Here is a 24,719-nt window from a genome sequence, read left to right as displayed (position 1 = left end):
TCCGGGAGAGCATACCGACTAGTCGGTATGAGGTACAGAGACGGCGGGACGCGTCACTTCCCCGGGGAAGCGACGCGTCCCGGGCCGGTCACGCGAGGAACCGCGTCACCCATTCGGCGACGCAGGCGGGCTTCGCCTCGCCGTCGATCTCGACCGTCCACTTCGACACCGCCTGCTTGCCGCCGGGGATGTCGGTGACCTCGACCAGCTCGGCCCCGGCGCGCACCTTCGAGCCGACCTTCACCGGCTGCGGGAAGCGGACCTTGTTGAGGCCGTAGTTGATGCCCATCTTGATGCCGTTGACCCGGTAGATCTTCGGGCCGAACGCCGAGAGCAGCGACAGCGTCAGGAAGCCGTGGGCGATCGTGCCGCCGAACGGGCCCGCGGTCGCCATCGGCTCGTCGACGTGGATCCACTGGTGGTCGTCGGTGGCGTCGGCGAACAGGTTCACCCGGTCCTGGGTGACCTTCACCCACTCGCTGTACCCGAGGTGCTCGCCGACCGCCGCGGCGAAGGCGTCCAGGTTCTCGAACTCGCGCATCGGCCTCAGTCCTTCGGTCCGCCGGCGACGTAGACGACCTGGCCCGAGACGAACCCGGCGCCTTCGCTGACCAGGTACGACGTCAGGTGCGCGATGTCGTCGGGCGTCCCGACGCGCTGCACGGGGATCTGCGACGCGGCGGCGGCCTTGAAGTCCTCGAAGCTCATCCCGATCCGCTCGGCGGTCGCCGCGGTCATGTCGGTGGCGATGAAGCCCGGCGCGATGGCGTTGGCCGTGACGTTGAACTTGCCCAGCTCGATGGCGAGGGTCTTGGTGAAGCCCTGCATGCCGGCCTTCGCGGCGGAGTAGTTGACCTGGCCGCGGTTGCCGAGCGCCGAGGTGCTGGAGAGGTTGACGATCCGGCCGTACTTCTCCTGCGTCATGTACTTCTGCACCGCGCGGGTCATCAGGAACGACCCCTTGAGGTGCACGCCGAGCACGGAGTCCCAGTCCTGCTCGGTCATCTTGAAGATGAGGTTGTCACGCGTGATCCCGGCGTTGTTGACGAGCACGACGGGCGGGCCCAGCTCGTCGGCGACCCGGGTGACGGCGGCCTCGACCTGCTCGGCGTCGACGACGTCGAGGGCCACCCCGACGGCCTTGCCACCCTTGGCGACGATGGCCTCGGCGCCCTGCTTGACGCCGGCCTCGTCGAGGTCGAGCAGCCCGACGGCGAACCCGTCATCGGCCAGCCGGGCGGCGACGGCGGCACCGATGCCACGGCCGGCACCGGTGACCACGGCGACGCGGGAAGGGGAATCGGTCACGGGGGACCTCCTCGTCGTTGAGAAGCGGGCTCGTGCCCGCGAGCCTACTAAGCGGTTGGTCACCGCACGATACGCGAGATTGGTCACCAAAGTGGTGCGAGCATGCGCAGGATCATAACCGCGCCTGCGAGATCATGAAGCCCCTGCTCCGCTCGGGCTAACCGCTGCAGAGTGGTAGTGGGCTGTGGTCTTGACTTGCTGCGGCAGCTGCGGTAAAGACGCGACGTCGAAGCGCCGCATTCGTCCGTGCCGTGGCGGCATCGCAATTCAACCCGGGCATTCGCTGCGTGGTACACGAACGAGGGACGAGCGCGTCGAACCTCGTCAAAGGAGCGGGCCGGTGTAGCGCGGTCAGGCTGATGGGTTCGGTGTGGGAACCGAGATGGCCAGCAGTTCGTCGATCAGCGCAGTCAGCGCCGCCGGCTGGTGTTCGACTACTGATTCCAGTGCCTTTTCCCACGGCTGCAACGCAAGAATCGCCACGATGGGGCCCGCGCAGTGCGCAGGCCCGAGGTGTGCGGCCAACGCCGCCCACGCGGCGCATCGCTTGTCGGAGTCGGGTATCGAGCGGATCAGCTGGGTGGCTCGGTCGAGGTCACCCTTGGCGATCAGCGAATCCAGCACCGAGGGCGCACCCCCGGATGCGCGAGATTCCAGGAGCGCATCGATGGTGATCGTCAACGCGGCCACGCGATCGGGGTGATCGATCACAGCTGCTCTCAACTCGATCAGCTCCGCCCGTCGCCTGACCGGATCGCTGATGGTCAGAGCGAGCCTCTCTGCGCGCGCGAAATCGCCGAGGGTGGCGACTGCTCCGATCAACCCGGCCGAAATCAGGAGGCGGTCTTCGATCCCTCCGACCAGTGCTCGAGCCTCCTGCAACAGACGCTCGGTCAGTTCCGGACGTCCCACGGTGCTCGTCAGCTCGGCCAGCCTGGCCAACATCCGGACTCTTTCGACGCGAACGGCGATCGTGCGGACGAGAGCGGCGGTACGGATGACCAGCTCGTGGACGCGGTCACGGTCCCCGGCGCTCACCATGGCCCACGCGATGCCGATCAGCATCCGGCACCGTTCACCGGGTGCCCCGACCTGGACCAGTTGCAGCGCCCGATCCGAATTCCCGTTGGCCGCCAGCGCCTTGGTCAGGATGTGCAGCGCCTCGGTGTGTTCGACGGACGCGGGAATCGACTGCGTCAATGCTTCCGCCCAGCCGAGATCGCCTATCGGCACCGCGGCTTTCACCAGCGAGAGCAGGGCCTGCTTTCGCTCGAAACTGTCCTCGATCGACAGGGCGTACTTCTCGGCGGTGGTTCCGAGCGCGCGCGCCCGGACCGAGTTCTTCTCCACCAGGTTCATCAGCACGACCAGCGCTTGGACCCTCTTGTAGCGGCGGGTGATCAGCTCGGTGAGCGCGAGCAGCCGGTCCAGGTCATCCGCGGTGGCTGCGGCCTTGATCAGGGTGACCAGCGCCTGGCCGTCACCGACCGGATTGCTCATCCTCCTGGCAAGTGCTTCGGCCTCGGTAGCCGCGGCATGTGCTGTTTCCGGCTTACCACCGATGATGGCCTTCTTGGCCAGGGCAACCAGCTCTTCGCAGTTACCGACCTCTTCGACCGGTATCCCTTCGTGTCCCGGGCTCTCCTCGTCCGGCTTCGAGGCCGGCGGACGGTCCTGTGGTTTGTTGTGGGTCCGCAGCGTCAGCCTGCGCACTTGATCCTCGTGACCGGCAACGGTCAGTGCCTTGGCCAATGCATCCAGGGCTGCGCGTTCTTCGTCGTAGTTGGACAGCTTCCTGGCCAGGGCAGCGCCCTCCATGGCGAGTACGCACGCTCGCCTGCCGTCGCCGTTCTCCGCGGTCGCCGTGGCGACCGAGGTGAGTGCGCGAATCAGCCAGGATCGGTTGGTGATCGCCCTGGCGCAGGCCTCGGCGTGGTCGGTTTCTCCGGCGACGGCGAGCGCCCCCGCCACCGCGGCCAGGGCCTGACTGCGTGCCACCGGATTGGTGATCAGGCTGGTCAGGGTGCGCGCCCGGTCGTACGCACCGGCCTTGGCCAGTGCCTCGATCACCATGACGAGCGACTGGTACTTCTCGACCACGTTGGTGATGGAATGCGCCACCAGCTCGGCCTGGTCGAGTTCCTGGGTGTCCACGAGCGCTCCGACCAGTGCCACCTGCGCTCTGCGTCTCCAAGGTGGGCTGGTGATGGACTGTGCGAGGGCCTCTGCCCGGTGGACGTGGCCGAGAGCTGCCCAAACCGCGGGCAGCTCAAGCGGGATGTAGGAGTTGCGCTTGCGGAGGTGGTCGCGGTGCACTGCCAGCCTGACCATGGCCGACACCGCAGCGGTTCCCGCGAGCCCTCCGTCTGCGATGGCTTCCTGGGTGCTGATGATCTCGGCGATGGCCGTGACGTCGCCGCCGGAGATGTCCAGCATTCGGTCGTGGCGAGCCAGGTCAGTGCCGCAAACGATCATTCTCGGAAGGTCGCAGGCCGCCTTGAGCATGTTGAAGTAGCCGTTCAACAGATATTCCGGTGAGGACGGCGGCCACCCCCTCGCGCGGCAGCGCGCGTACATCCGGTGCAACCGGTCGCGGTAGCCCGCGATCCTGGTGTCGCCGAGCATGGCTGTCGCGGCCGTCTGGAGTTCCTCGTGAGCCAGTACGTAGATCGTGGAGTCCGGTTGCCACTGCGCGTCCCGGAGGGCGAAGCTGCGGCCGGTGACGGTGCGCAGGTGGTCGTCGACCTCCCACAGAGACTGGCCCGTCAGCTCGGCCAATTCGCGAGGGCCCAGGCCGCCACCTGCCGCGGCGAGAAGCCCGAGCAGGTCCTGTTGCAGCTGCGTGCCGGTGAGTAGTTCTTTCAACTCGCGTTCCATCTCCGCGCGGATGGCCGTCGCCTTCTCGGAGATGGCCAGCGTGCGGGCGATACCGGCGTCACGCAGCGGGTGGTGATCAGGCACATCCGGGGGAATGGGCGGTTGCGGCCTGGTGGAGACGATCACCCGCAGACCGGCCGGCAGCTCTACCGGCAGCAGGGCGGCGATGCTGTGAGCGTCCGGACCGGTCGTCACCCCGCGGTCCTCGTCGAGCCCGTCGACGATCAGAACCAGCCGTTCCCCGCGGTCCTCGCAGGCGTGGGCGGCGTCGGTGAGCAACCCGAGCATGTGCGCCTCGCGAGTGTGGACGGTGAGCAACGCCGGCAGGGGATCGTCCAGCAGCGTGGCAAGCTGTTCGAGCACGTTCTCCACGAACGCCCCACGGTCGTTTTGACTCGCCATCCGTGCGGTGATGAAGAAGGACACCACTCGCACACCGGCTGGGGGATTGAGGACGAACCACGAAAGCAGGGCCGATTTGCCTGCCCAGGCCGGGGCTCGCCAGAGTGCGTAGCTGCCCGCGCACGCCGGGTCAATGGCGAATGCGGCGAGATCGGCTCGCTCGGCCTCGCGGTTGACCAACTCCTTGGGCGCGATCTGCTTGACCTGCTCGCGGTACCGGGTACGCACCGGCGCGCCGGTCCGTAGGTTGACGTCACCGATGTGCACCCCACCGGTGACACTGCCCGCCTGCACCACCGATCCGCTGACCTCACCGCCTACGGAGTTCGCCACTCCGTCCGGCGGCACATCCGCATCGTCAGGCATCAAGTCAGTATCTCGCCACTACGCCGCACATTCGGAAGCACCATCCCGGTATACCCCGAACGGAGGACTCAACGACCAGTCAGTTCCATGTCCGCGGGTGTTGCCGAAGGCACTCGAGGAGATCTGCGCTGTCCAGAGAATGACGATGACCTGCCGGAAGTGGGATGGTTTCCCACATGAAGGGCGGGCAGCGACGGGCGGCGGGCCACGGAGCTTCCCTGGTCATCGCCAGGCGGCTGGAGCACGGTCGGTGACTCGCCGGGCGGATACCCGACCAGTGGCGTGAGCGGATGTTCATCGTCGCATCGGCGCCGGGAGACCAAGTTCTAGTCAGCCGGATCGGTTTCGCGCCAATAGCCCGGAAAATCTTCCGGAGCGCACTTTCCGATCTTGACCTGATGAGCGTCGTAGTGCATGAGGTATGCGTCAAGGTAGCTGAGGCTGCGGAGGTGATCGCGTTCGGCGGCGGGGAGTGCTTCCACCGGTTCGCCACCGTGCATGATCACGGGGGACACCCGGAAAGGCTGCCCGTTGTTGTCTACGGTAAGCGCGTGGCGGGAGCCGTTGATGTCATACTTGACGCGCAACTTGAATACGTGCGAAGCTCGTGTCGAGTTCAGCATGACCGGAATGGTCACCTGCTTTCCGGCCTGCACGCAGATGCTGCGCTTTTCGAAGTAACTTCCGAGATCGGTTCCCTCGTTCACCAGGCGAGCGCGCGGGTATGCGGCGTCAAGGTTGAACGTTATCGGGTGCTCGTTCCAGCCCCCGCTCTCGATCCAGAAAACGACACCGTCAATAATCTTGCCGACAACTCTCTCGCTGACGCTGATGTCACGAATCACCACGTCGTACCGAGTTTTGTTGTGACATGCCAACATGACGGCGGCGGGGCAGCCGAACGATGTGAGGACGTACGCGCCCAATGCGAGCTGTTCACTGAAGAGCGCGTCCATTGCTTCCTGATCGCGGGGTAGCGTCGACCTGGCGGCAAGGCGGGCGGCTGCCCAAGCGTCTTGCCTGGAGAAAGCATGGAACCACCCGCTGCTCATGGCGTGGATCGAGTCCACTCGAACATCGATCGCGTGGGCTGTCGCGGCTTGTTGCGGCAGCGGCGCGATCATGGACCGCACAGCTGCGTCGATATCGGTCAGTGTCACGGTGCGCGCTGCTAGATCGTCGTCGTTGCGAAGCTGTTCAGGAGTGCGTCCACCGTTCAGGACGGACGTGAGAATGATGGGAAGACCGGCGGAGGGGATCGGTTTGTGGCGCCGCGAGGCTTCGATGAACAGGTTTCGAACGGCAAGCCAAATCGTGTTCGGGTCTGCGTCAGTACGTCCGAGCTGATCGAGGACAGGCTTGACGAATTCGCTTGGAGCAAGCTTGTCGACGACGTCGCGGGAGTGCCGTCTGTCGTCGATGTCCAGAACGGACAAGAATTCGCAGACCTCGGCGAAGCATTTCTTCTCGGCCTCGGGAGTCGTCTTGGATCCGGCGCCGGGCTCTCTCCAATGCGGAGGCAGGTCCCGCCCGTTCCTGCGCAACGCTTTCATGAACTGGAGAATAGCTTCGTCTGTCCCGGCGGGTGCGCCTGTGTCGCAGAAATCTCGGAGTTCGGCTATGGTGTTTTGCAGTAGTCGTGGTCCACCGGCGGCCAGCGCAGAGTTCGTGACCAACCGTGCGCGCACTTTCTTTCCGAGGGTGGCCCACCGGGCGAAGAGATGGGCCAGGCCGCCGTCGGTGACGAGTTCGTTGATGGACTTCCATGCTCCGACCTCGGGATCGCGATGCTTGGCTGAAACCAACTCGGCCTGCTGACCGCTGATCACGACCCAATCCTCGTGGCGCTCGCAAAGCACGGATCGTTCCAAGCCGGCCTGAAGCGCCCCTTCCGATGTCAGGCTGTCCCGGTAAGCAGCCAGTCCGTCCGCTGCGGCCATGCATGCCTGCCAGTGGAACCGGTCGAACGTGCGAGCACCCGAGTCGTCGGGGGAGTCGACCTTGGTCACGGCCTCGGCAGCTGAGTCCATCCGCTCTGCTCACCTCGCTGGACTGGCCTGGCCGCGCCAGACGACGGATGACTGACTGCCGGGTCCCTGCGCCGTCCAGTGTAGGCACCGCCTCTCGCTGTTTCGGGCGCCGGGCGTGGGTGATCGATGGGCCTTGGCGGGGTGCTGCGAAACTGGGCGTCAAGGTGACGACGTGGGGGCGCCGCGGCCGGGGCGACGGCGGCGGCGCCTGCTGCCGGTACCGGGGTCGCGCTGGCGCTGTCGGCGGGCGAGGCTTTTTCCTCGCTTGAACTGAGCGTCTTGTTCGTGCTCTCGGTCGCCGAGGTCCACAGGGTCCGGCTGGACGAGATCGAGCGTCGGCGGACGTTGGTGATGGGGGTTCTGCTCGGCCAGTCGAGTTCGTCGACCATCGTGGGCAAGGCGGCCGAGCGGACCGCGTCCTGGGGAAGAACTTCGTCACCGAGTACGGCACCAAGCAGGGCGTCATCGTGCTCGGCCGGGAGGCTCCGTTCGGGATCGGCGCGGTGATCGGCGACAGTGCCGACGCCACCGTCGCCGCCTTGGCGGTCCGCGCGGCCCGGCGGGCGTTCGGTCCCGCTCCGCAGACCTGGCCCGGGACCGAGCCCGGCTCGGAGCCCGCGGACCGTTGAGCGTGTCCTCGGCATGAAGACCACCAGTACCGCTCCCTGAAGAACAAGAACGGTGTGCCGCGCCGGCGGCGTCACACCATCGGCTGATCAGCGCCACCGAACCAGTGATCCCGGTCGTCCGTCGTGATCAGCTGTGTTTTGTTGATCCGGTGCCTTCGCTCCGCCTGACCCACGTCCTGACCGGCTTGGCCGTCGCCGCGGGCGCCGTGACGCTTGCGCTGGCCGTGCCGGTGCCGCGGTCCTCCGCGCCCGCGACCGCCACGCTCGTCCGGCTGACTACGTCGCCGGTCGAAGCGCTCGGTCTTGACGCCTACACCGGCCGGTACGGGGTGGCGGAATCCGCCGCCTTGGGCGACGTCGACAACGGGGACTTCGGCGATCCGGACGGGATGCTGGACAGGATCGGCATCGCGACGAAGGAGACCCGGACGTCGGCCGACCCGGCCAAGAACTGGGCCCAGGCACAGCTGACGGCACTGGAGCTGAAGGTCAAGGGAAAGCCGTTCCTCCGGGTGGCGTCGCTCGATTCGTACGCCGAATGCGTGCCGCCGCCGGTCGGGCCGTGGGCGCTCGCCTACAACCGCACCAACAGCGGCGTGATCTCGGTGCTCGGGCACGTGCTGCACGCGGGCCGGAACGAGGTGAGCGTGACCGGTGCGGAGCTGGGTGCTCCCGAGGTCGGCCGGAGCACGCTGGTGGTCGTGGTCACGCCGTTCCAGGATCCGGCCGCGCAGAGCCGTCAGGACTACGCGCGGGCCGGCCTGGACATCGACGTGACGGCTTCGTTGAAGGACGGCGACGGGAAAGCGGTGTACGACGGTCCGTTGACGTCGTTGCACCTCGGCGAAGTCGAAGCGCACTGCGGGGCTCGGCCGCCGACCAGCTCCACGGTGCCTACCCCTTCGACTTCGCCGAGCCCGACTTCGACGACCGGTTCCCCGACTCCGACGACGACCGGTTCCCCGACTTCGACGACGACCGGTTCTTCGAGCGCCGCCACGACCACGACGCCGGTCACCTCATCGCCGGCCAGCTCGGTGAGCGTCACGCCGGTCGGAACCCCGCCGGGTGGCACCGGACCGCACGACGGCCTCGCCGGAACCGGCGTCGCCGCGCTGCCGGCGCAGGCAGCCACGCTGCTCGCGCTGGTGGCGGCCGGACTGACGCTGCTCGCCCTGGCGCGGCGGCGGGACAGGCGCTGATCGGGGTCAGTTGAGCGTCGAGCCGTCAGGCTGCCCCGGCCGCGGCCAGCTTCAGCAGGGGCGCGACCACGCGGGATCCGCGGAAACCCACACGGTCGCGCCCGACGCCGTCGCGGTGCGGTAGCGGTTGGCGCCCTCGATACCGTATTCGGTGAACACGTGGTTCGGTCCCCACGTGCCCACCACGGAACCGAACCACGGGTCATTCCACAGCGACAGGGAACTGGCCGTGGTCACCCGGCACGACGATTTGATCTGGACCTCCGCCGAAGCCGCAGTCGATTCGACGGCCAACCCGCCGATGACTGCGGCAGCAACGAAAATGGGCAGAATAAAGCGCCGCGACATCCGTGACTCCAATTCGATCGTTGGGTGTGAGTTTCAAACACGACCCTCATATCGTAATTGAGTCTTTCTGTGTGCTCACTCGTCCGAACAGGTGGGAATCAATGCGGAATCACCGCCATTCGACCAACGGTTTCCCGCAACCGGGGGAAGGGTGCCGTCGACGGATGGCGGACTCCGATCAGCCCCGGTGCGGGCGAAGCCGGGTCAGTTGAGCTTGCGGGTGTCCGCCGGAAGCCCGCCGCCCGCGTAGACGTCCTCAGCCAGCTTGGCCAACGCCGTCAGTGCCACGTTCTGGCTCCACGGGCCGTACGACACCCGGGACACGCCCAGTTCCTGGGCTCGCGCCAACGAAATCGAACCGGGGATGCCGATCAGGTTGACCTTCCGCTCGCCCAGTTCCTCGACCAGGCGCGCCACCTGGCTCTCGTCCAGCTTGCCGGGCACGAAGAAGTTGGACGCGCCCGCGTCGAGGTAGGCGCGGCCGCGGGTGATGGCTTCGGCCAGTGCGGTGTCGGGGTCGGTCTTGAGGAAGGCGTCGGTGCGGGCGTTGAGGACGAAGTCGATGCCGGCCGACCGGGCGGCCGCGACGGCGGCTTCGACGGCCTTCACCGCTTCGCCCAGCGGCTTCATCCGGTCTTCCAGGTTGGCGCCGACGGCGCCGGCCTCGATCGCCCGCGCCACCGTGCCGCCCGGGTCGCCGTAGCCGGCTTCCAGGTCGGCGGTGACCGGCAGGTCGCCGGCGTTGCGCACGATGAGGGCGACCTCGGCGATCATTTCGTCGCGGGGGATCTTCTCGCCGTCGGGGTAGCCGCGCGAGGCGGCGATGCCGTGGCTCGGCGTCGCGAGCGCCTTCGTCCCGGGCGTCTCGGCGACGACCTTGGCGGTGATGGCGTCCCAGACGTTGACGACGAGCAGCAGCTCGGGAGCGGCGTGCAGCTCCTGCAGGAGGGTGGCCTTCTCGGCGGTCGAGATCATGCCGTCCAATGTAGGCGAAGCCTCACGCGTTCCACGCCGCTTCGATCATCCGGAAGGTTTCGCCCAGCGCGGCTTCGGGATCGGCGGCGTCGCGGGCGATCGCGTACGCGTCGATGACGAAGCGCGCGAGGGCCCGGCACGCCGTCGGGGTGCGGTCGAGGCCGGGGGCGGCGGTGATGGCCGCGGCCAGCGACTCGGCGTACCGCAGCAACATGGCGTCCTCGTAGTCCCGCAAGGCGGGCGAAGAGCCGATCATGTCCCGGACGGGCGCCCGGCCGGGCGCCGCGCAGTGGCGGACCATGGCGCGGATTTCGCGGTGCAGCACGGGGATCAGCGGTTCACCCGCGAGCTCGGCGACGGCCTGGGTGAGCCGGTGTTCGAAGTTCTCGTCCTGCTCGAACACCAGGGCCTCTTTCGAGGCGAAGTGGGCGAAGACGGTGGTGACGGCGACGTCGGCTTCGGCGGCCACGTCCCGGATGCCCACCGGGTCGTAGCCGCGCTCGAGGAACAGGCGCAGGGCCGTTCCGGCGATCTTCTGGCGGGTCGCGGCCTTCTTGCGCTCGCGACGCCCGGGTGGCGCGGTCACGGCCTGAGACTAGCAGGTACGTAAAGCTAACCGTTTCAAAACACTAACCGTTAGTGCTACGGTCGCGGCATGAAGATGATCGGATTCAGCGAGTTCGGCGGTCCCGAGGTGCTGCGCCTGGTGGACGCGGAGGAACCCCACGCCGGTCCCGGCCAGGTGCGCATCGCGGTGCGGGCGGCGGGGGTGAACCCCGTCGACTGGCGGCTGCGGGAAGGGCAGGTGCTCGGCGCGCACCCGATCGAGCTGCCGGCCGGGGTCGGCCTGGACGCCGCCGGGGTGGTGGACGAGGTCGGCGCGGGCGTCGAGGGGGTCCGGGCCGGCGACTTCGTCTTCGGCGAGGGCAGGAACACGTACGCGGAGTTCGCGGTGTTGTCGGCGTGGGCGCGGATGCCCGAGGGGCTGACGTTCGAGGAGGCGGCCGGATACCCGTCGGTGGTCGAGACCGCGCTGCGCGTGCTGCGCGAAACCGGGGTGGCGGCCGGGCAGACACTGCTGGTCAGCGGCGCGTCCGGGGGTGTGGGCACGGCGGTGCTGCAGCTCGCCCGCGTCCGCGGGATCAAGGTCATCGGCACGGCCGGGGCGGCGAACCAGGACTACCTGCGCGGCCTGGGCGCGGCGGCCACGACCTACGGGGAGGGCTGGGTGGAGCGCGTCCGGGCGCTCGGCCGGGTGGACGCGGCCCTGGACCTGGCGGGCTCGGGCGTGCTCGGCGAACTGGCCGCGCTGACCGGCGATCCGGCGAAGGTGATCACGATCGCCGACCTGCGCGCCCCCGAGTTCGGCGTCCGGTTCTCCGGGGTGGCCGGCAGCGTGCCGGACGCGCTCGCCGAGGCCGTCGGCCTGATTGCCCGCGGAGAACTCCACATCCCGGTCGAGCGGGCGTACCCCCTCGCCGACGCGGCGGCGGCGCACATCGACAGCCAGGCCGGCCACACCCGGGGCCGGCGCGTTCTGCTCGTCTGACCGCGGGGCCCTACCCCGGGCGCGCGGCGAGCACCCGGCGCACGTCGTCCGCGCCCAGGACCACGGGGGAGCGCAGCGACCCGATCTCGGTGATCTCGATCTCGACCACGTCTCCCGGCCGCAGCCCGAGGTCGAGCCCGGGCACGACGGAGGTGCCGGTCGAGAGCACGGCGCCGTCGGGGAAGTCGTTGTCGCGCCACAGGTATTCGACCAGGTCGGCCGGTTCGCGGTTCAGCTGGGCGGTGCCGGCTTCGCCCGCGAACACCTCGTGCCCGTCGCGCAGGATGCGCATCCGGATGGCGAGCGACCGCGGGTCCGGCACCTCCCACGCCGGCCGCACCCGCGCCGACACCGCGCACGACCCGGTGTAGATCTTGGCCTGCGGGAGGTACAGCGGGTTCTCGCCTTCGATGCTGCGGGAGCTGACGTCGTCGACCACCACGTACCCGGCGATCTCGCCGGTGCCGGTCAGCAGCAGGCCGAGCTCCGGCTCCGGCACGTTGTTGGCGGAATCCGCGCGGAGGGCAATCGGCTCGCCGTCGGTGACCACGCGCCAGGCGGCGGACTTGAAGAACAGCTCCGGCCGCTCCGCCCGGTACACCCGCGCGTAGACGTCCTCGTCGGCGCTCTCCTCGCGGCGGGCCTCTTCGGAACGCAGGTACGTCACGCCGGCGGCCCACACTTCCATCCGCCCGTCCAGCGGCGGCAGCAGGCGCGCCCCGGTCGCGGACACGGGTTCGCCCGCGGTCTCGGCCAGCTCGCGGATCTCCGCCACCGGCCGGCGCAGCAGGTCGCCCATCGACGTCACCGCGAGCGGCCGCAGCTGCTCGCCGGTGAGCAGGCCGACGCGGACGCCGCCCGGACCGTCGGCGAACCGCACCAGGTGGCTCATCCCGGACCTCCCTCGTTCCGCACCGAACCTACGGAGTACGCCGGGCGCCGGTCAACGAAGGGATCACGCGGTGGCCGAGGACTCCGGCGCCGCATCGAGGGCCTCGGCCGGGAACGAGCCGGTGCTCAACGGGCGGCTCACCAGTTGCGCGCGGACCGCGAGGCGGGTCTCGAGGTCGCCCAGTTCGCGCAACAGCGTGGTCAGGGCTTCGTTGGTGGCCAGCTCGACGAAGTGGGCGGGCAGCTCGCGCTCCAGGCGCTCCAGGTTCGTGATGAGCTCGGTGCGCGCCTCGGGGGCGCGGCCCGGGAGCATCATGCCGTGGCGGCGGAAGACCCGGCCGGCGGTGGACCACCACATGTCGCTCGCCCCCGGCGGATCGGTCACGCGGCCGCGCACCGCGGCGTAGTCGAGGAACTCCCCGATCGGGTCCGCGCCGGTCTGGGTGCTGACGAGCGATTCGTAGACGGCCGGGTAGAGGTGCTGCAGGACGATGACGATGATGAGCCTGCCGCTGCCCAGCGGGGGTTTCCGCCAGGCCGGGCTCAGCTTCTGCTGCAGGACGAAGCTGTTGATGATCCGCTTGATCCGCCTCGGGTTGCCCTCGGTCCGCTCCACCAGGATCTTGGTGACGGTCTCGTCCACGAACCCGCCGACACCAGCCTGCTTGGCGTAGCTGTGCACCAGCTGCACGGTGCTCGTCCGGTCCGGCACGGGGATGCGGTAGACCACCTGCACGATCTTCTCCAGGTAGGTGCGGCCTTCGCCCTCGCCGCCGCGCGCCGACGTCGAGACACCGCGGGCGAGCACGGACAGGTCGCAGCCGATCACGAAGACCACCCCGGTCGTGGCGAGGTACAGCTTCACGGCCTCGCAGATCTGCACCACGACGGCGTCGGAGCAGCGGTCGAGGTCGTCGACGAACACCACCAGGTTGCGGCCCGTGCGCAGCCGGGAGTCCTTGGTCCAGTCTTCGAGGATCTTCTGGATCCAGTCGCGCATTTCGTTGCGCGACTTGGCGTTCACCTCGAGCTTGGCCCACAGTTCGTCGGCCAGCCGCGAGATGCCGAAGAACCGGGTCGCGACGGAGAACGCGAGCCGCAGCAGGGTGAGCGTGTGGCGGCTTTTCGAGAGCTTGCGGATCCAGCGCCGGAGCAGCCGCGCGTCCAGCTTCATGATCACGGACTTGATGAGGGAGTCCAGAGCATTGTCGGCCTGCGCCGTCCAGGCGTTGAAGGAAACCTTTACCAGGTCGGGACTTTCCGGCAACGCGGCCTCGATCTGGCGCAGCAGGGTGCTCTTGCCGGTGCCCCACCCACCGTCGATCGCCATCACGAACGGCGACGGCGTGCGGGTCAGGATCGACGCGATCCCGCGCGCGGTTTCGGTGGCGCCCAGGAGGTCTTCGGCGGCGTCGGCGACGGGCTGGTCGTTGAGGAGGTGGTACGCGTTCTCGTCACCGGGCGGTTCCTGGTGGGTTTCGGCCGCCGGTGACCAGGTGTTGCGGATCGTCTCGGCGGGGATTCCGGTGTCCTCGGCCAGGATCTGGATGATCTCGTCCTCGTCGATCTCGGAGATGACGTCGAGATCGCCTTCCCGCCACTGTTTCTCGCGCTCAGCCTTTTCTTTCAGTAATCGCTTCTCGGTGTCCCGCAGTTCCGCGGCAGCCGTGAAATCCTGGTCGTTGATCTTGTCGTCTTTCTGGCGGCGCACGTCGGCGAGCTTCTCGTCCAGCTCGCGCAGATCCGGACGTTGGGCGGTACGGTGGATGCGCATCCGGGCACCGGCTTTGTCCAGGAGATCCAGCGCGCTTTCCGGCAACGGCCGGTCCGAGACGTACCGGCTGGCCAGGGTGACCGCCGCGACGAGAGCCGGGTCGGTGATCGAGACCCGGTGGTGTGCCTCGTACCGGTCACGCACACCCTTGAGGATTTCGATGGCATGCTCGAGCGTCGGCTCGCCGACCTGGATCGGCTGGCAACTGCGGTCCAGCGCGGGGTCCTTCTCGACGTACCGGTGGTACTCGTCCGCGGTGGTGGCGCCGATGACCCGCAGTTCGCCGCGGGTCAGCATCGGTTTGAGCAAGGCCCGTGCATCCGCCAGCTGGGGGTCGGCATCGGCGGCGACGAGAGTGTGGATCTCGTCGACGAACAGGATGACGTCACCCCGCGTGCGGACTTCCTTGATCGCTTTCTTGAGGTCCTCGGGCGGCTTGGCGGCCAGTGAGCTGAGGTCGAGGGTGCACAACTGCTTGTCCTTCAGCGTCTCCGGCACTTCACCCTGGGCGATGAGCCGGGCGAGACCTTCGACCACGTTGGTCGCGCCGACGCCGGGCTCGCCGACGAGCACGGGAGTGTTCTTGGTCCGGCGGGACAGCACCTGCATGACCTGCTCGATCTCCTTGGCGCGCCCGATGGCCGGGTCGAGGTCGCCGCTCACCGCGAGCATGGTGAGGTTGCGGCCGAACTGTTCGATGGCGGATGGCGATTTGTGCTCCTCGTTGCCGACCTCGTCCTTCGCCCGCAGCGACAGCTCCAGCACCTTCTTGGCGCGCGGCGTGAACGGGATGTGCCCGCTCGGCGCCTGCTGGCCCTGGCCGATGATCTCCTCGACCTGCTGGTGGACGTCCTCGAGCGCGATGCCCAGCGTCGCCAGCGCCTTGGCGGCGACCCCCTCACCCTCGTGGATCAGCCCCAGGAGGAGGTGCTCGGTGTCGATGTGGGTGTGGTTGAGCATCCTGGCGTGTTCCTGAGCCAGAACGACCACCCGCCGCGCGCGGTCGGTGAACCTCTCGAACATGTGTTGAGGTCGCCCGGTTGTCGCCGGGTGTTACGAGGGCGGTTCAGACGACCGTGAAGCTCGCCGTGAGCGTCGCGGCCGAACTCGTGCCCACGTACACCTCGATCTTGCCCGGCTCCACCCGGAACCGGGCCGCGTTGTCGTAGAACCCGACGTCGTCCGGGGTGAGGGTGAACGAAACCGGCGTCGATGCGCCCGGCGCCAGTGTCACCCGGCGGAAGCCGCGCAGGCGCCGGACCGGCTGGACGATGCTGGCGACCGGATCGCGCAGGTAGAGCTGGACGACCTCGTCGCCCGCGCGGGCGCCGGTGTTGGTGACCGTGGCGGTGACGTCGATGCGGCCGCCGCGGGCCGGGAGGCGCGTGCCCGACAGCCGCAGGCCGTCGACGCGGAACGTCGTGTAGGACAGGCCGTGGCCGAACTCGTAGAGCGGCCCGGTCGCCAGGTCCAGGTACTTGGACGTGTACTTGTTCGCCGGGTCGGCGGGCCGCCCGGTGTTCTCGTGGTTGTAGTAGACCGGGATCTGGCCCACCGCGCGCGGGAAGCTCACCGGCAGCTTGCCGCCCGGGTTCACCACGCCGAACAACACGTCCGCGATCGCGTGGCCGCCCTGCACGCCGGGGGCCCACGCTTCGAGGATGGCGGGAGCGTTGTCGTGCAGGTACGGGATCGTCAGCGGGCGGCCGTTGACGAGCACGACCACGAAGGGCTTGCCGGTCCCGGCGATCGCGGCCACCAGCTGCTGCTGCACGCCCGGGAGGTCGATGGTGCTGCGCGCCGCCGCTTCGCCGCTCATCGCGGCCGTTTCGCCGACCACCACGACCGTCACGTCGGCGGCGCGCGCCGCCTGCTGCGCGGCCGCGAATCCGCTGGTGTCGGTGCCGTCGACGGTGCAGCCGGGGGTGTAGCTCACGGTGGCGCCGGGCGCCGCGGCCTTGATCCCGTCGACCACGGTCACCGGCGGCGTCGTTCCCGCGCCGGTGCCCAGGCCCGCCCAGGTGCCGTTGAGGTCGTAGGTCGCCGCGCCGAGCGGCCCGACGACGGCGACCGAGCCGACGGTCTTCGCCAGCGGCAGCACCGGGCCGTCGTTCTTGAGCAGCACCATGCACCGCGCCGCGACCTGCCGCGACGCCGCCAGCGCGGCCGGCGACGGCGCCTTCACCTCGGCTGCCTCGTCGACGTAGGGGCGCTCGAACAGGCCGAGCCGGAACTTGACGAGCAGGATCCGGCGGACGGCGTCGTCGATCTGCTCGCCGGTGATCCGGCGCTCGGCCAGCAGCCGTTCGGCGAAGCGGGCGTAGTTGGTGCTGACCATCTCCATGTCGACACCGGCGGGCAGGGCGGCCGCCGCGGCGTCCGCGCCGTCGCCGGCCAGGCCGTGCAGGATCAGTTCCTCGATGCCGGTGTAGTCGCTGACGACGAACCCGCGGAAGCCGTAGGCGCCCTTGAGGACGTCGTGCAGGACGTAGCCGTTGCCGTGGGCCGGGACGCCGCTGATGGTGTTGAAGCTCGCCATGACGGTCGCGACGCCCGCCTCGACGCTGGCCTTGAACGGCGGCAGGTAGAGATTGTGCAGCCGCTGCAGCGAAACGTCGACGGTGTTGTAGTCGCGGCCGCCTTCGGCGCCGCCGTAGGCGACGAAGTGCTTGGCGCAGGCGGCCACCCGGTCCGGCGCGGAGTAGTCGTCCCCCTGGTAGCCGCGGACCTTGGCGACGGCGAACCGGGCGGCCAGGTGGGGGTCTTCGCCGTACCCTTCGGCGATCCGGCCCCACCGCGGCTCGTGGGTGACGTCCATCATCGGCGCGTAGGTCCAGTGGATGCCGCTGCTGCGGGCCTCCTTGGCCGAGATGGTGGCGTCGGTGCCCGCGACGGCGGGGTCGAAGCTCGCGCCCTGGGCGAGCGGGATCGGGAAGTTGGTGGTGTACCCGTGGATGACGTCGAGGCCGAAGATGAGCGGGATCTTGAGCCGCGTCCGTTCGACGGCGATGTGCTGGAGGGCGTTGAGCTTCGCGGCACCGACGACGGAGAAGACACCGCCGAGGCCGCCGCCGGAGAGTGCGGCGCGGGCAGCGGTTTCGTCGCCGACGAGCTGGAGCTGGCCGATCTTCTCGGCGAGGGTCATCTGCTTGAGCAGCGCCTCGACGCGGCGATCGCGCTCGGGCGCCCCGGCGGTCTCGGCGGTTCCGGCAGCGGTTCCGGCAGCGGCGGCCGGCTGGGCGAGCAGCCCGGCGGCGGCCACCCCACCGGCGAGGCCGGCGAGCACGCTGCGCCGGTTCACCCCGCCCGCGGCCGAAGTTTCCTGGTTCACCTGCTGCGACATGGCGGGGACCCTTTCGCGGAGCGAAGCTACGGTGGCGAACTCCTCTGATCGGTCAGGCGTTGCTCAGCCTAGGCCGTGGAAGGGGGTGCCGCAGTCCTCACGCCGAGCGGTCGGCAGATCATCAGGCCGGGCAACGGGATCTCGGTGGCTGGGCCGAACGCGGGGCCGCGCGTGCGGCGCCTCTCCGGTGACCGGGCCGAACCCGGGGCGCCGCACGGGCGGCGCCTCCCCGGAGACCGGACCGGTGGCCGGGCCGAACCCGGGGCCCCGCGCGGCACCTCGCCGACCGGACCCGGCCTCACCGCTCACACGGCCCGAAGTACCGGCATTCGATCAACTCCCGCGGATCGAGGGCGCGCGCCCGGGGTTCCAGGGTGTCGAGCAGGGGCGCGATCTCCGTCAGGTCCACCGCACCCTCCGCGGTCAAGGGGAAGCACCGCTCCTGCGTGTCGTGCTCGGCGCAACCGCTGCCGCGCAGGTTGCCCGCCGGGGTCACACTGAACACTTCCTCGCCCTCGTCGCCGAACGTGAAGCAGCCCTGCAACGGCACTGGCGTGGTGTCCGCCACCTCGTTGATCCGCTGACCGCCGTAGGTGGCGGGGTAGTGCCAGCCCGCGTGGACGTCGTCGGCGAACCGCACCTCGGCCGGGTCGCTTTCGCCGTCGAGGTGCCAGCCCCGTGCCGTGAGGAACTCGTGCACGCTGAGCTGGCGGGTGCGCGCGCGGTCGGTCGGCGGCGTGGTCATCGAGCGTCCCTTCGAACGAGGCCGATTGCCCCCTTCAGTGTCGCCCGCGCCGGCTTTGCCCGAACGGATGACCCGTCCGTGCACCGGGACAGCGCCGCTACACGATGCCCGCCGCGATCAGCTGCTGCCAGATCTCGCCCTGGTCGACCACCTCGACGCCGTGCTTCTCGGCCTTGGTCAGCTTGCTCGCCCCGACGTCCGCGCCCGTGATCAGCAGGTCCGTGTTCGCCGACACCGACGTCGCCGTGGTCGCGCCCGCCTTCTCGCACAGCCGCTGGAAGGTCGGGCGGGGTACCTTCTCGCCCGAGCGGGGGTCGCTGATCGAGCCGGTGACGACCACCGTCTTGCCCGCCAGCGGCGCGCCGGCCGCGACGACCGGCGGGAGGTCCTCTTCGCGCACGTCCAGGGAAACGCCCGCCGCCCGCAGGCGCTCGAGCTCGGGCCGCAGCCGGGTCAGGTGCTCGATCAGCGACGCCGCCACCTTCGGCCCGATGTCCTCCACCGCGACCAGTCCCTCGGCACCCGCGTCCGCGACGTCCTCCAGCGAGCCGAACCCGGCCCGGCACAGGCGGGCGGCCGTGCCCTCGGACGCCATCGGGATGGCCAGCCCGATCAGCGCCCGGCGCAGGCCGACCGACCGGCTCGCGTCGATCGACTCGATCATCCGGGTGGCCGAGACCTCGCCGATGCGGTCGAACTCGAGCAGCTTCTCCTTGGTCAGCCTGTAGAAGTCCGACGGGTGCTCCAGGATCCCGGCCTCGGCCAGCCGTTCGATCCAGACACCGCCGATGGCGTCGATGTCGGCCGCCGCCCGTGACGCCCAGTGGATCAGCCGCCGCACGGTCTGGGCCGGGCAGGAGACGTTGGTGCAGAACAGTTCCCGGCTGTTGCCCTGCTCGGTCAGCGGCTGCCCGCACGACGGGCACGCGTCCGGCGGGACGATCTCCCGCTCGGCGCCGGTGCGCTTCGAGGCGTCGAGCACCCCGGCGACGAACGGGATCACGTCGCCGGCCCGGCGGACCAGCACGGTGTCGCCGATCCTGATGCCGCGGGCGCGGATCACCTCCTGGTTGGCCAGTGTCGCGCGGGTGACCGTGGTGCCGCCCACGAACACCGGTTCCAGCCAGGCGACCGGCGCGATCTTGCCCGTCTTGCCGACGTCCCAGACCACGTCGGCCAGCACGGTGGTCTTCTCCTCCGCGGCGAACTTGAACGCCAGCGCCCCGCGCGGCGAACTCGACCGGGTGCCGGCCGCCGCGTAGGCGTCCCGGCTCGCCAGCCGCAGCACGGCGCCGTCGAGGTCGTAGTCCAGGTCGTTGCGCTGCCGCTCGATTTCGCCGATCACGTCCTGCGCCGCGGCCGCGTCGGCGCAGCGCCGCATGTCGGCCGCGGTGAAGCCGAGCGCGTGCAGCGCGCTGCCGAGGTCGGCCGCCGCGCTGTCCGGCTCGGTGTACAGGTCGAAGGCGAAGAACCGCAGCCGCCGCTCGGCCACCGTCGCGGGGTCCTTCGCGCGCAGCGTGCCCGCGGCGGCGTTGCGCGGGTTGATCAGCGGCTTGTCCGGGTGCGCGGTGTTGTAGGCGGCGAAGGTCGAGCGCAGCATGACGGCCTCGCCGCGCACCTCGACCCGGCCCGGCGCGCCGACCTGCGCCGGGATCCCGTCGGTCAGGGCCCGCACGAGCACGGTGACGTCGTCGCCCGTCGTGCCGTCACCGCGGGTGACCGCCCTGGCCAGGCGCCCGTCTTCGTAGACGACGGCCAGCGACAGCCCGTCCAGCTTCGGCATGACCACCACCGGCTGGCCGGGGAAGCGGTCGAAGAACGCCTCGACCTGCTCGGGCTTGGTCGCCTTCTCCAGGGACAGCATCGGGCGCGAGTGCCGGATCGGCGCGTGCAGCACCGCGGGCGCGCCGACCTGGTCGAGCGGGTTCGGGTCCGGCGTGAGCTCCGGGTGCGCCGCGAGCAGGCTCCGCAGCTCGTCCTCGATCGCGTCGTACTCCGCGTCGGCCACCAGCGGCGACCCGCGGTAGTAGGCGTCGCGCAGCACCGTGATGCGGTCGGCGAGGTCCCGGATGCGTTCCTGAGCGTTCACGTCGAGGACGGTACCGGGCACCACCGACAAAAACCTCCGGGGCGCCTGAGCAGGCATTCTGGAGGAACTCCAGGGTTACGCTGAAGATCATGCGATTCGCCATCAAGACCTCACCGCAGGACACCGCATGGGCGGACATGCTCGCCGTCTGGCAGGCCGCGGACGAAATCGAGCTGTTCGAGTCGGGCTGGACGTTCGATCACTTCTACCCCATCTTCTCCGATCCGACCGGCCCCTGCCTGGAAGGCTGGGTGACGCTCACGGCCCTCGCCCAGGCGACGAAGCGGCTCCGGCTGGGCACGCTGGTCAGCGGCATCCACTACCGCCACCCGGCGCTGCTGGCGAACATGGCGGCCACGCTCGACATCGTCTCCGGCGGCCGGCTGGAGATCGGCGTCGGCGCCGGCTGGAACGAAGAGGAGTCCGGCGCGTACGGCATGCAGCTCGGTTCGGTCAAGGAGCGCAGCGACCGGTTCGAGGAGGCGTGCGAGGTCCTGGTCGGGCTGCTGACGCAGGAGACGACGACGTTCCGGGGCGAGCACTACCAGCTGACCGACGCCCGGTGCGAACCGAAGGGCGTGCAGCGGCCGCACCCGCCGATCTGCATCGGCGGCAGCGGTGAAAAGCGCACGCTGCGCACGACCGCGAAGTACGCCCAGCACTGGAACTTCGTCGGCGGCACCCCGGAGGAGTTCACCCGCAAGCGCGAGGTGCTGCACCGCCACTGCGCGGACGTCGGGCGCGACCCGGCCGAGATCACGCTGTCCTCGCACGTCCGGCTGGGGCCGGACCTCGACTACGCGAAGGTCGCCGCGGAAGCGGAGGCCCTCGGTGCGGTGGGCGTGGACCTGGCCATCGTCTACCTCCCGCCGCCGCACACCCCGGCCGTGCTGGAGCCGCTGGCGAAGGCGCTCGAGCCGCTGCGCTGAAGCCGTCCGGCCCCGGGCTCCGCGCCCGGGGCCGGCCCTTTCCGGCCCATGGTGAGCCGCCGATCGGCCGAATGCACGGCGAAATGATCGCCGTTTGTCAATTTCTTTCTGTTACAGCGCGAGAATCGTTTCACTCGATCGAGTGAAACGGCAGAGTGGTACTCGGACGCCGATTGGCGGGGAGTAATGACGGCGGTAGGGTCGCCGCACTCGTCTTCCGCAATTCCGGAGCAGAAAGAAAAAGTCTTGGACTTCGAAGCACTGGCCGGCGAGCTGCGTACCCTGCGGGAAAGCGTCGCCGGGGTGACCGACACGGTGCTGGCCGCGGTCGACGGCATTCCGATCATCGCCGATGCGGCCGACGACATCGATCCGGCGAAGATCTCCGCGCTCGCCGCGGCCGATCTCGGGATCGCCAGGCAGGCCGCCGAAATCACCGGCAAGGGCACGCTCCACCAGACCGTCGTGTTCGGCAGCGAAGGGTACATGGCCGTCTACGCCATCGGGCGGCTCGCGCTGATGGTCGTGCTGGGGGACAAGGGGCTGAACGTCGGGCGCCTGCTTTTCGAATCGCGGCCCGTCATCGAGCGGATCGGTTCGATCCTGGCCGCGTAGCCCACCGGCCACTCGTTTCACGGAAAGGATGCAGCATGATGATGAACATCGACACGGCACTCAAGGAAGCCATGTCGATCAGCGGCGCCGTCGGCGTGGCGCTGGTCGACTACGAAAGCGGCATGTCGCTCGGCACCAGCGGCGGCGGCGAATGGCTGGACCTGGAGGTCGCGGCGGCCGGGAACACCGAGGTCGTGCGGTCGAAACTGCGGGTGATGTCCTCGCTGGCGCTCAACGACACCATCGAGGACATCCTGATCACCCTGCACCGCCAGTACCACCTGATCCGGCTGATGAACACGGTCGGCGCGCGGAACTCCCTGTTCCTGTACCTGGTGCTGGACCGCGACCGGGCGAACCTGGCGCTGGCCCGGCACTACCTCAAACGCATCGAAGCGGATCTCCAGGTGTAGCCCGGGAGGAGGAGGCGATGACCGGAGGCGGCTCCCGCGCCGCACTCGTCATCGGCTCGGCGTTCGTGCACGACCTCGGTTCCCTGTTCCCCGTGACGATGAACCTCGCCGGCGACGAGCTGGCGTTCACGTTCGTGTCCTCCTGTCCGTCGCCCGACGCCGTCGAGGAGTGGGTCCGGCTGCGGTCGGGCACCGTCGTGGCCGGCCGGGTGCCGCGGTTCTTCGTCGACGCGAAGGGCAGGCGGATCCGCGTTGAGCTCGCCGGATCGGCGGTCCGGGCGCTGGTCGTGCTCGCGGACGAGGTGACGGCCGCGCCGTCGCCGGTCCCGCGGCTCGGACGCTGGCAGGACCAGATGCCCTGCCGCGTGCGGGGCGCGATGGACGAGCTCGCGCGGATGCTGTCACGCTGCCACCACCACGCCGGCGGCGCCGCGCCCCTGATCGACCTGGAACTGGCCTACCGCCCGGACCGCGAATACGAAGCCCGGATCGCGGGCGCGCACGAACGGGTGCAGGCGTTCATCGCCCCGGTCCGCCCGGTGCTCGCGATGCGCTGGCGGTCGGCGACCTCGGCCCAGCGCAGGGCGTTCCTCGGCGAGGTGCGGGACGGCGCGCCGGCCCGGGGCTGGCTGCGCCGCCGCACGGTCACCCGGATCATGGGAATGGAGGTGGAGGTGCCGCTCTGATCCGGGTGGTGGCTCGGCCGGGTGGTGCCGTGGTGGGGCCGGTGTTGGTCGCGGGCCGGCAGTGGCTCGGCGGGGTGGCGCCGCGGTGAGTTCGGTGGTGGCTCGGCGGGCGGTTTCGGGGTGGGTTCGGTGTGGTCGCGGCAGTGGCTCGGCCGGGTGGCGCCGCGGCGGGTTCGGTGATGGCTCGGCGGCCGGTTTCGCGGTGGGTCCGGTGTGGTCGCGGCTCCGGCTCGGCCGGGGGTGCCGTGGTGGATCCGGTCGCGGCGGCGGCGGCTCGGCCGGACGGTTTCGCGCTGGGCCCGGTGTATTCGCGGCTCGGGTGGTCAGGCCGGTGGTTCGTCGTTCAGCCGGGCCGTTCGCCGTTCGGTGCGGGCGACCTCGCGATCGATCCGATCCTGCTCGCCCACGGTCCGGACGTCCTCCCGCTGCTGGGCCGCCGTCTCGCGGTCCTGGGCCGCCGCGTTCGACGTCTGGCGGTCGCGGGAGCGCTTGAGGGACTCCCGGGCCCGCTGGGTGGCGTCCGGGGCGGCCGCGGCGGTGTCGCGGGCGGCCCGGTCCGTGCGCTGTTCGAGGCGCGTCAGCTCCACCTCGCGCTCGTCGGCCGACCTTTCGCGCTCGTCGGCGATGCGGTCGCGCTCGTCGGCGATGCGGTCGCGTTCATCGGCGATGTGGTCGCGTTGGTCCGCCGTGGCTTCGCGGCGGTCGGCGGCCCGTTCGCGCTCGTCGGCCGTGCGGTCACGCCGGTCGGCGGCCGCCTCGCGGTGCCGCCGTGGTTCAGCCCGTGAGTGGTCGCTGTTCACCACCCCAGCATGCACCCCGGCCGGGCCACCCCGCCTGCCGGGGGCGGCCCGGACTTTCAGTCCACAATGGACTATCCAGGGCCGGCGCAGCGTGCCGGAGAACGCCCGGACGTCGGCCACCAGCAGGTCGGGCGCCTCCATCGCGGCGAAGTGGCCGCCGCGGCCGAACTCGGACCAGTGCACGATGGTGTGGTCCCGGTCGAGGGTGCTGCGGATCGACACGTCCCGCGGGAACACGGCCACCCCGGTCGGCACCGGCGACCGCCCGGCCGCGCTCCAGGCGCCCGCGCGCGCGGTCTCGTAGTAGCAGTTGGCCGCGGAACCGGCGGTGCCCGTCACCCAGTAGAGGATCACGTTGGTCAGCAGCAGGTCCCGGTCCACGGCGTCCTCCGGCAGCTCGGCCGCCGGGTCGGTCCACTCGCGGAACTTCTCCACGATCCAGGCCGGCCGGGGGCCGCAGGTACTCGACCTGCTTCAGCCGCGCCCGCTCGGCCTCGGGTCAGCTCCGCTCCGGCGTCCGGCGCGGTGAACGCAGCGAGCCCGTTCGCGTGCACCCCGACGACCTTGTCCGGGGCGAGCGGACGTGCAGGAAGTGGATGTCCTGCCCGTCGATCTCGGTGGTGAACTGCGGGAACCCGTTCAGCCGCCGCTCGTGCGCCCGCCAGTAGGCAGACTTCCGGACATAGCGGGAACCTCGGCGCGACTGGTCCGAGGCCGGCCGGCTCGGTCGGCTGAGCCACGCACCGAT

Annotated in this window: 20 protein-coding genes and 1 pseudogene; 7 read left to right on the top strand and 14 right to left on the bottom strand. The window is 69.8% G+C overall.

All coding sequences use genetic code 11. The features are described from left to right. Positions 1-88: 88 nt before the first annotated feature. The 4 genes from OO60_RS32390 to OO60_RS32375 all read right to left on the bottom strand — a co-directional run bounded on the left by OO60_RS32390 (position 89) and on the right by OO60_RS32375 (position 6,962). Entirely contained in the window at positions 89-541 is a 453-nt protein-coding gene (locus OO60_RS32390; RefSeq protein ID WP_003060396.1) for a MaoC family dehydratase, read from the bottom strand. A gap of 5 nt (positions 542-546) precedes the next feature. After that, on the bottom strand, positions 547-1,308 hold the full coding sequence (gene fabG / locus OO60_RS32385) for a 3-oxoacyl-ACP reductase FabG (RefSeq protein ID WP_003060399.1): 762 nt from the start codon (positions 1,306-1,308) through the stop codon (positions 547-549). A 351-nt stretch (positions 1,309-1,659) separates the two neighbouring features. Continuing rightward, positions 1,660-4,953 (bottom strand): hypothetical protein, encoded by a 3,294-nt coding sequence (locus OO60_RS32380; RefSeq protein WP_155848827.1) that lies wholly within the window; start codon positions 4,951-4,953, stop codon positions 1,660-1,662. A gap of 326 nt (positions 4,954-5,279) precedes the next feature. Beyond that, positions 5,280-6,962: a hypothetical protein gene (locus tag OO60_RS32375; protein WP_155848828.1), complete on the bottom strand. Its 1,683-nt coding sequence runs from the start codon at positions 6,960-6,962 to the stop codon at positions 5,280-5,282. Positions 6,963-7,450: 488 nt separating this feature from the next. Between OO60_RS32375 and OO60_RS47530 the strand changes: the two genes are divergently transcribed. After that, positions 7,451-7,612: a hypothetical protein gene (locus OO60_RS47530; RefSeq protein WP_003060406.1), complete on the top strand. Its 162-nt coding sequence runs from the start codon at positions 7,451-7,453 to the stop codon at positions 7,610-7,612. Positions 7,613-7,761: 149 nt separating this feature from the next. Then, positions 7,762-8,814 (top strand): hypothetical protein, encoded by a 1,053-nt coding sequence (locus OO60_RS32365; protein ID WP_003060409.1) that lies wholly within the window; start codon positions 7,762-7,764, stop codon positions 8,812-8,814. A gap of 51 nt (positions 8,815-8,865) precedes the next feature. Here OO60_RS32365 and OO60_RS46670 read toward each other — a convergent pair whose 3' ends face one another. From OO60_RS46670 to OO60_RS32350, 3 genes are all read right to left on the bottom strand, one after another. Next, on the bottom strand, positions 8,866-9,162 hold the full coding sequence (locus OO60_RS46670) for a hypothetical protein (RefSeq protein ID WP_155848829.1): 297 nt from the start codon (positions 9,160-9,162) through the stop codon (positions 8,866-8,868). 204 nt (positions 9,163-9,366) lie between these two features. Beyond that, positions 9,367-10,137, bottom strand: coding sequence for an isocitrate lyase/PEP mutase family protein (locus OO60_RS32355; RefSeq protein WP_033262770.1), 771 nt, complete (start codon positions 10,135-10,137; stop codon positions 9,367-9,369). 22 nt (positions 10,138-10,159) lie between these two features. Further along, positions 10,160-10,723 carry a TetR/AcrR family transcriptional regulator gene (locus OO60_RS32350; protein ID WP_033262769.1) on the bottom strand — a complete coding sequence of 188 codons (564 nt, stop codon included), beginning with the start codon at positions 10,721-10,723 and terminating at the stop codon, positions 10,160-10,162. 69 nt (positions 10,724-10,792) lie between these two features. Here OO60_RS32350 and OO60_RS32345 point away from each other — a divergent pair, with 69 nt between their 5' ends. Continuing rightward, the gene (locus OO60_RS32345) at positions 10,793-11,686 is read left to right on the top strand and encodes an NADP-dependent oxidoreductase (protein WP_003060422.1); all 894 of its coding nucleotides are present in this window, start codon (positions 10,793-10,795) and stop codon (positions 11,684-11,686) included. Between the two features lie 10 nt (positions 11,687-11,696). Here the strand turns inward: OO60_RS32345 and OO60_RS32340 are convergent, their stop codons facing one another. From OO60_RS32340 to ligA, 5 genes and pseudogenes are all read right to left on the bottom strand, one after another. Then, a complete protein-coding gene (locus tag OO60_RS32340) occupies positions 11,697-12,578 on the bottom strand; it encodes a fumarylacetoacetate hydrolase family protein (protein ID WP_003060426.1) in 882 nt (293 codons plus the stop codon). 567 nt (positions 12,579-13,145) lie between these two features. Next, positions 13,146-15,374, bottom strand: a pseudogene (locus OO60_RS45135) (P-loop NTPase fold protein); the annotation flags it as partial. 43 nt (positions 15,375-15,417) lie between these two features. Beyond that, positions 15,418-17,694 carry a beta-glucosidase BglX gene (bglX, locus tag OO60_RS32330; RefSeq protein ID WP_244885621.1) on the bottom strand — a complete coding sequence of 759 codons (2,277 nt, stop codon included), beginning with the start codon at positions 17,692-17,694 and terminating at the stop codon, positions 15,418-15,420. Between the two features lie 298 nt (positions 17,695-17,992). Then, positions 17,993-18,439: a hypothetical protein gene (locus OO60_RS32325; RefSeq protein ID WP_003082815.1), complete on the bottom strand. Its 447-nt coding sequence runs from the start codon at positions 18,437-18,439 to the stop codon at positions 17,993-17,995. Between the two features lie 97 nt (positions 18,440-18,536). Further along, positions 18,537-20,528: an NAD-dependent DNA ligase LigA gene (gene ligA, locus OO60_RS32320; protein ID WP_033262837.1), complete on the bottom strand. Its 1,992-nt coding sequence runs from the start codon at positions 20,526-20,528 to the stop codon at positions 18,537-18,539. An 89-nt stretch (positions 20,529-20,617) separates the two neighbouring features. On the opposite strand from ligA, the gene OO60_RS32315 reads away from it, so the two are divergent. From OO60_RS32315 to OO60_RS32300, 4 genes are all read left to right on the top strand, one after another. Then, positions 20,618-21,457 (top strand): TIGR03560 family F420-dependent LLM class oxidoreductase, encoded by an 840-nt coding sequence (locus tag OO60_RS32315; RefSeq protein ID WP_033262768.1) that lies wholly within the window; start codon positions 20,618-20,620, stop codon positions 21,455-21,457. 246 nt (positions 21,458-21,703) lie between these two features. Beyond that, positions 21,704-22,072: a roadblock/LC7 domain-containing protein gene (locus tag OO60_RS32310; RefSeq protein WP_003082809.1), complete on the top strand. Its 369-nt coding sequence runs from the start codon at positions 21,704-21,706 to the stop codon at positions 22,070-22,072. A 41-nt stretch (positions 22,073-22,113) separates the two neighbouring features. Further along, a complete protein-coding gene (locus OO60_RS32305; protein ID WP_033262836.1) occupies positions 22,114-22,485 on the top strand; it encodes a hypothetical protein in 372 nt (123 codons plus the stop codon). Between the two features lie 17 nt (positions 22,486-22,502). Continuing rightward, positions 22,503-23,171 (top strand): hypothetical protein, encoded by a 669-nt coding sequence (locus OO60_RS32300; protein WP_003082801.1) that lies wholly within the window; start codon positions 22,503-22,505, stop codon positions 23,169-23,171. Positions 23,172-23,494: 323 nt separating this feature from the next. Here OO60_RS32300 and OO60_RS47525 read toward each other — a convergent pair whose 3' ends face one another. After that, positions 23,495-24,406 carry a hypothetical protein gene (locus OO60_RS47525; RefSeq protein WP_003082798.1) on the bottom strand — a complete coding sequence of 304 codons (912 nt, stop codon included), beginning with the start codon at positions 24,404-24,406 and terminating at the stop codon, positions 23,495-23,497. Positions 24,407-24,470: 64 nt separating this feature from the next. Continuing rightward, positions 24,471-24,614, bottom strand: coding sequence for an epoxide hydrolase N-terminal domain-containing protein (locus OO60_RS48480; RefSeq protein WP_420835559.1), 144 nt, complete (start codon positions 24,612-24,614; stop codon positions 24,471-24,473). Positions 24,615-24,719: the final 105 nt, after the last annotated feature.

Source organism: Amycolatopsis vancoresmycina (assembly GCF_000716785.1).
GTDB classification, from domain to species: Bacteria; Actinomycetota; Actinomycetes; order Mycobacteriales; family Pseudonocardiaceae; genus Amycolatopsis; species Amycolatopsis vancoresmycina.
This window is presented reverse-complemented; position numbering and strand designations above follow the sequence as displayed.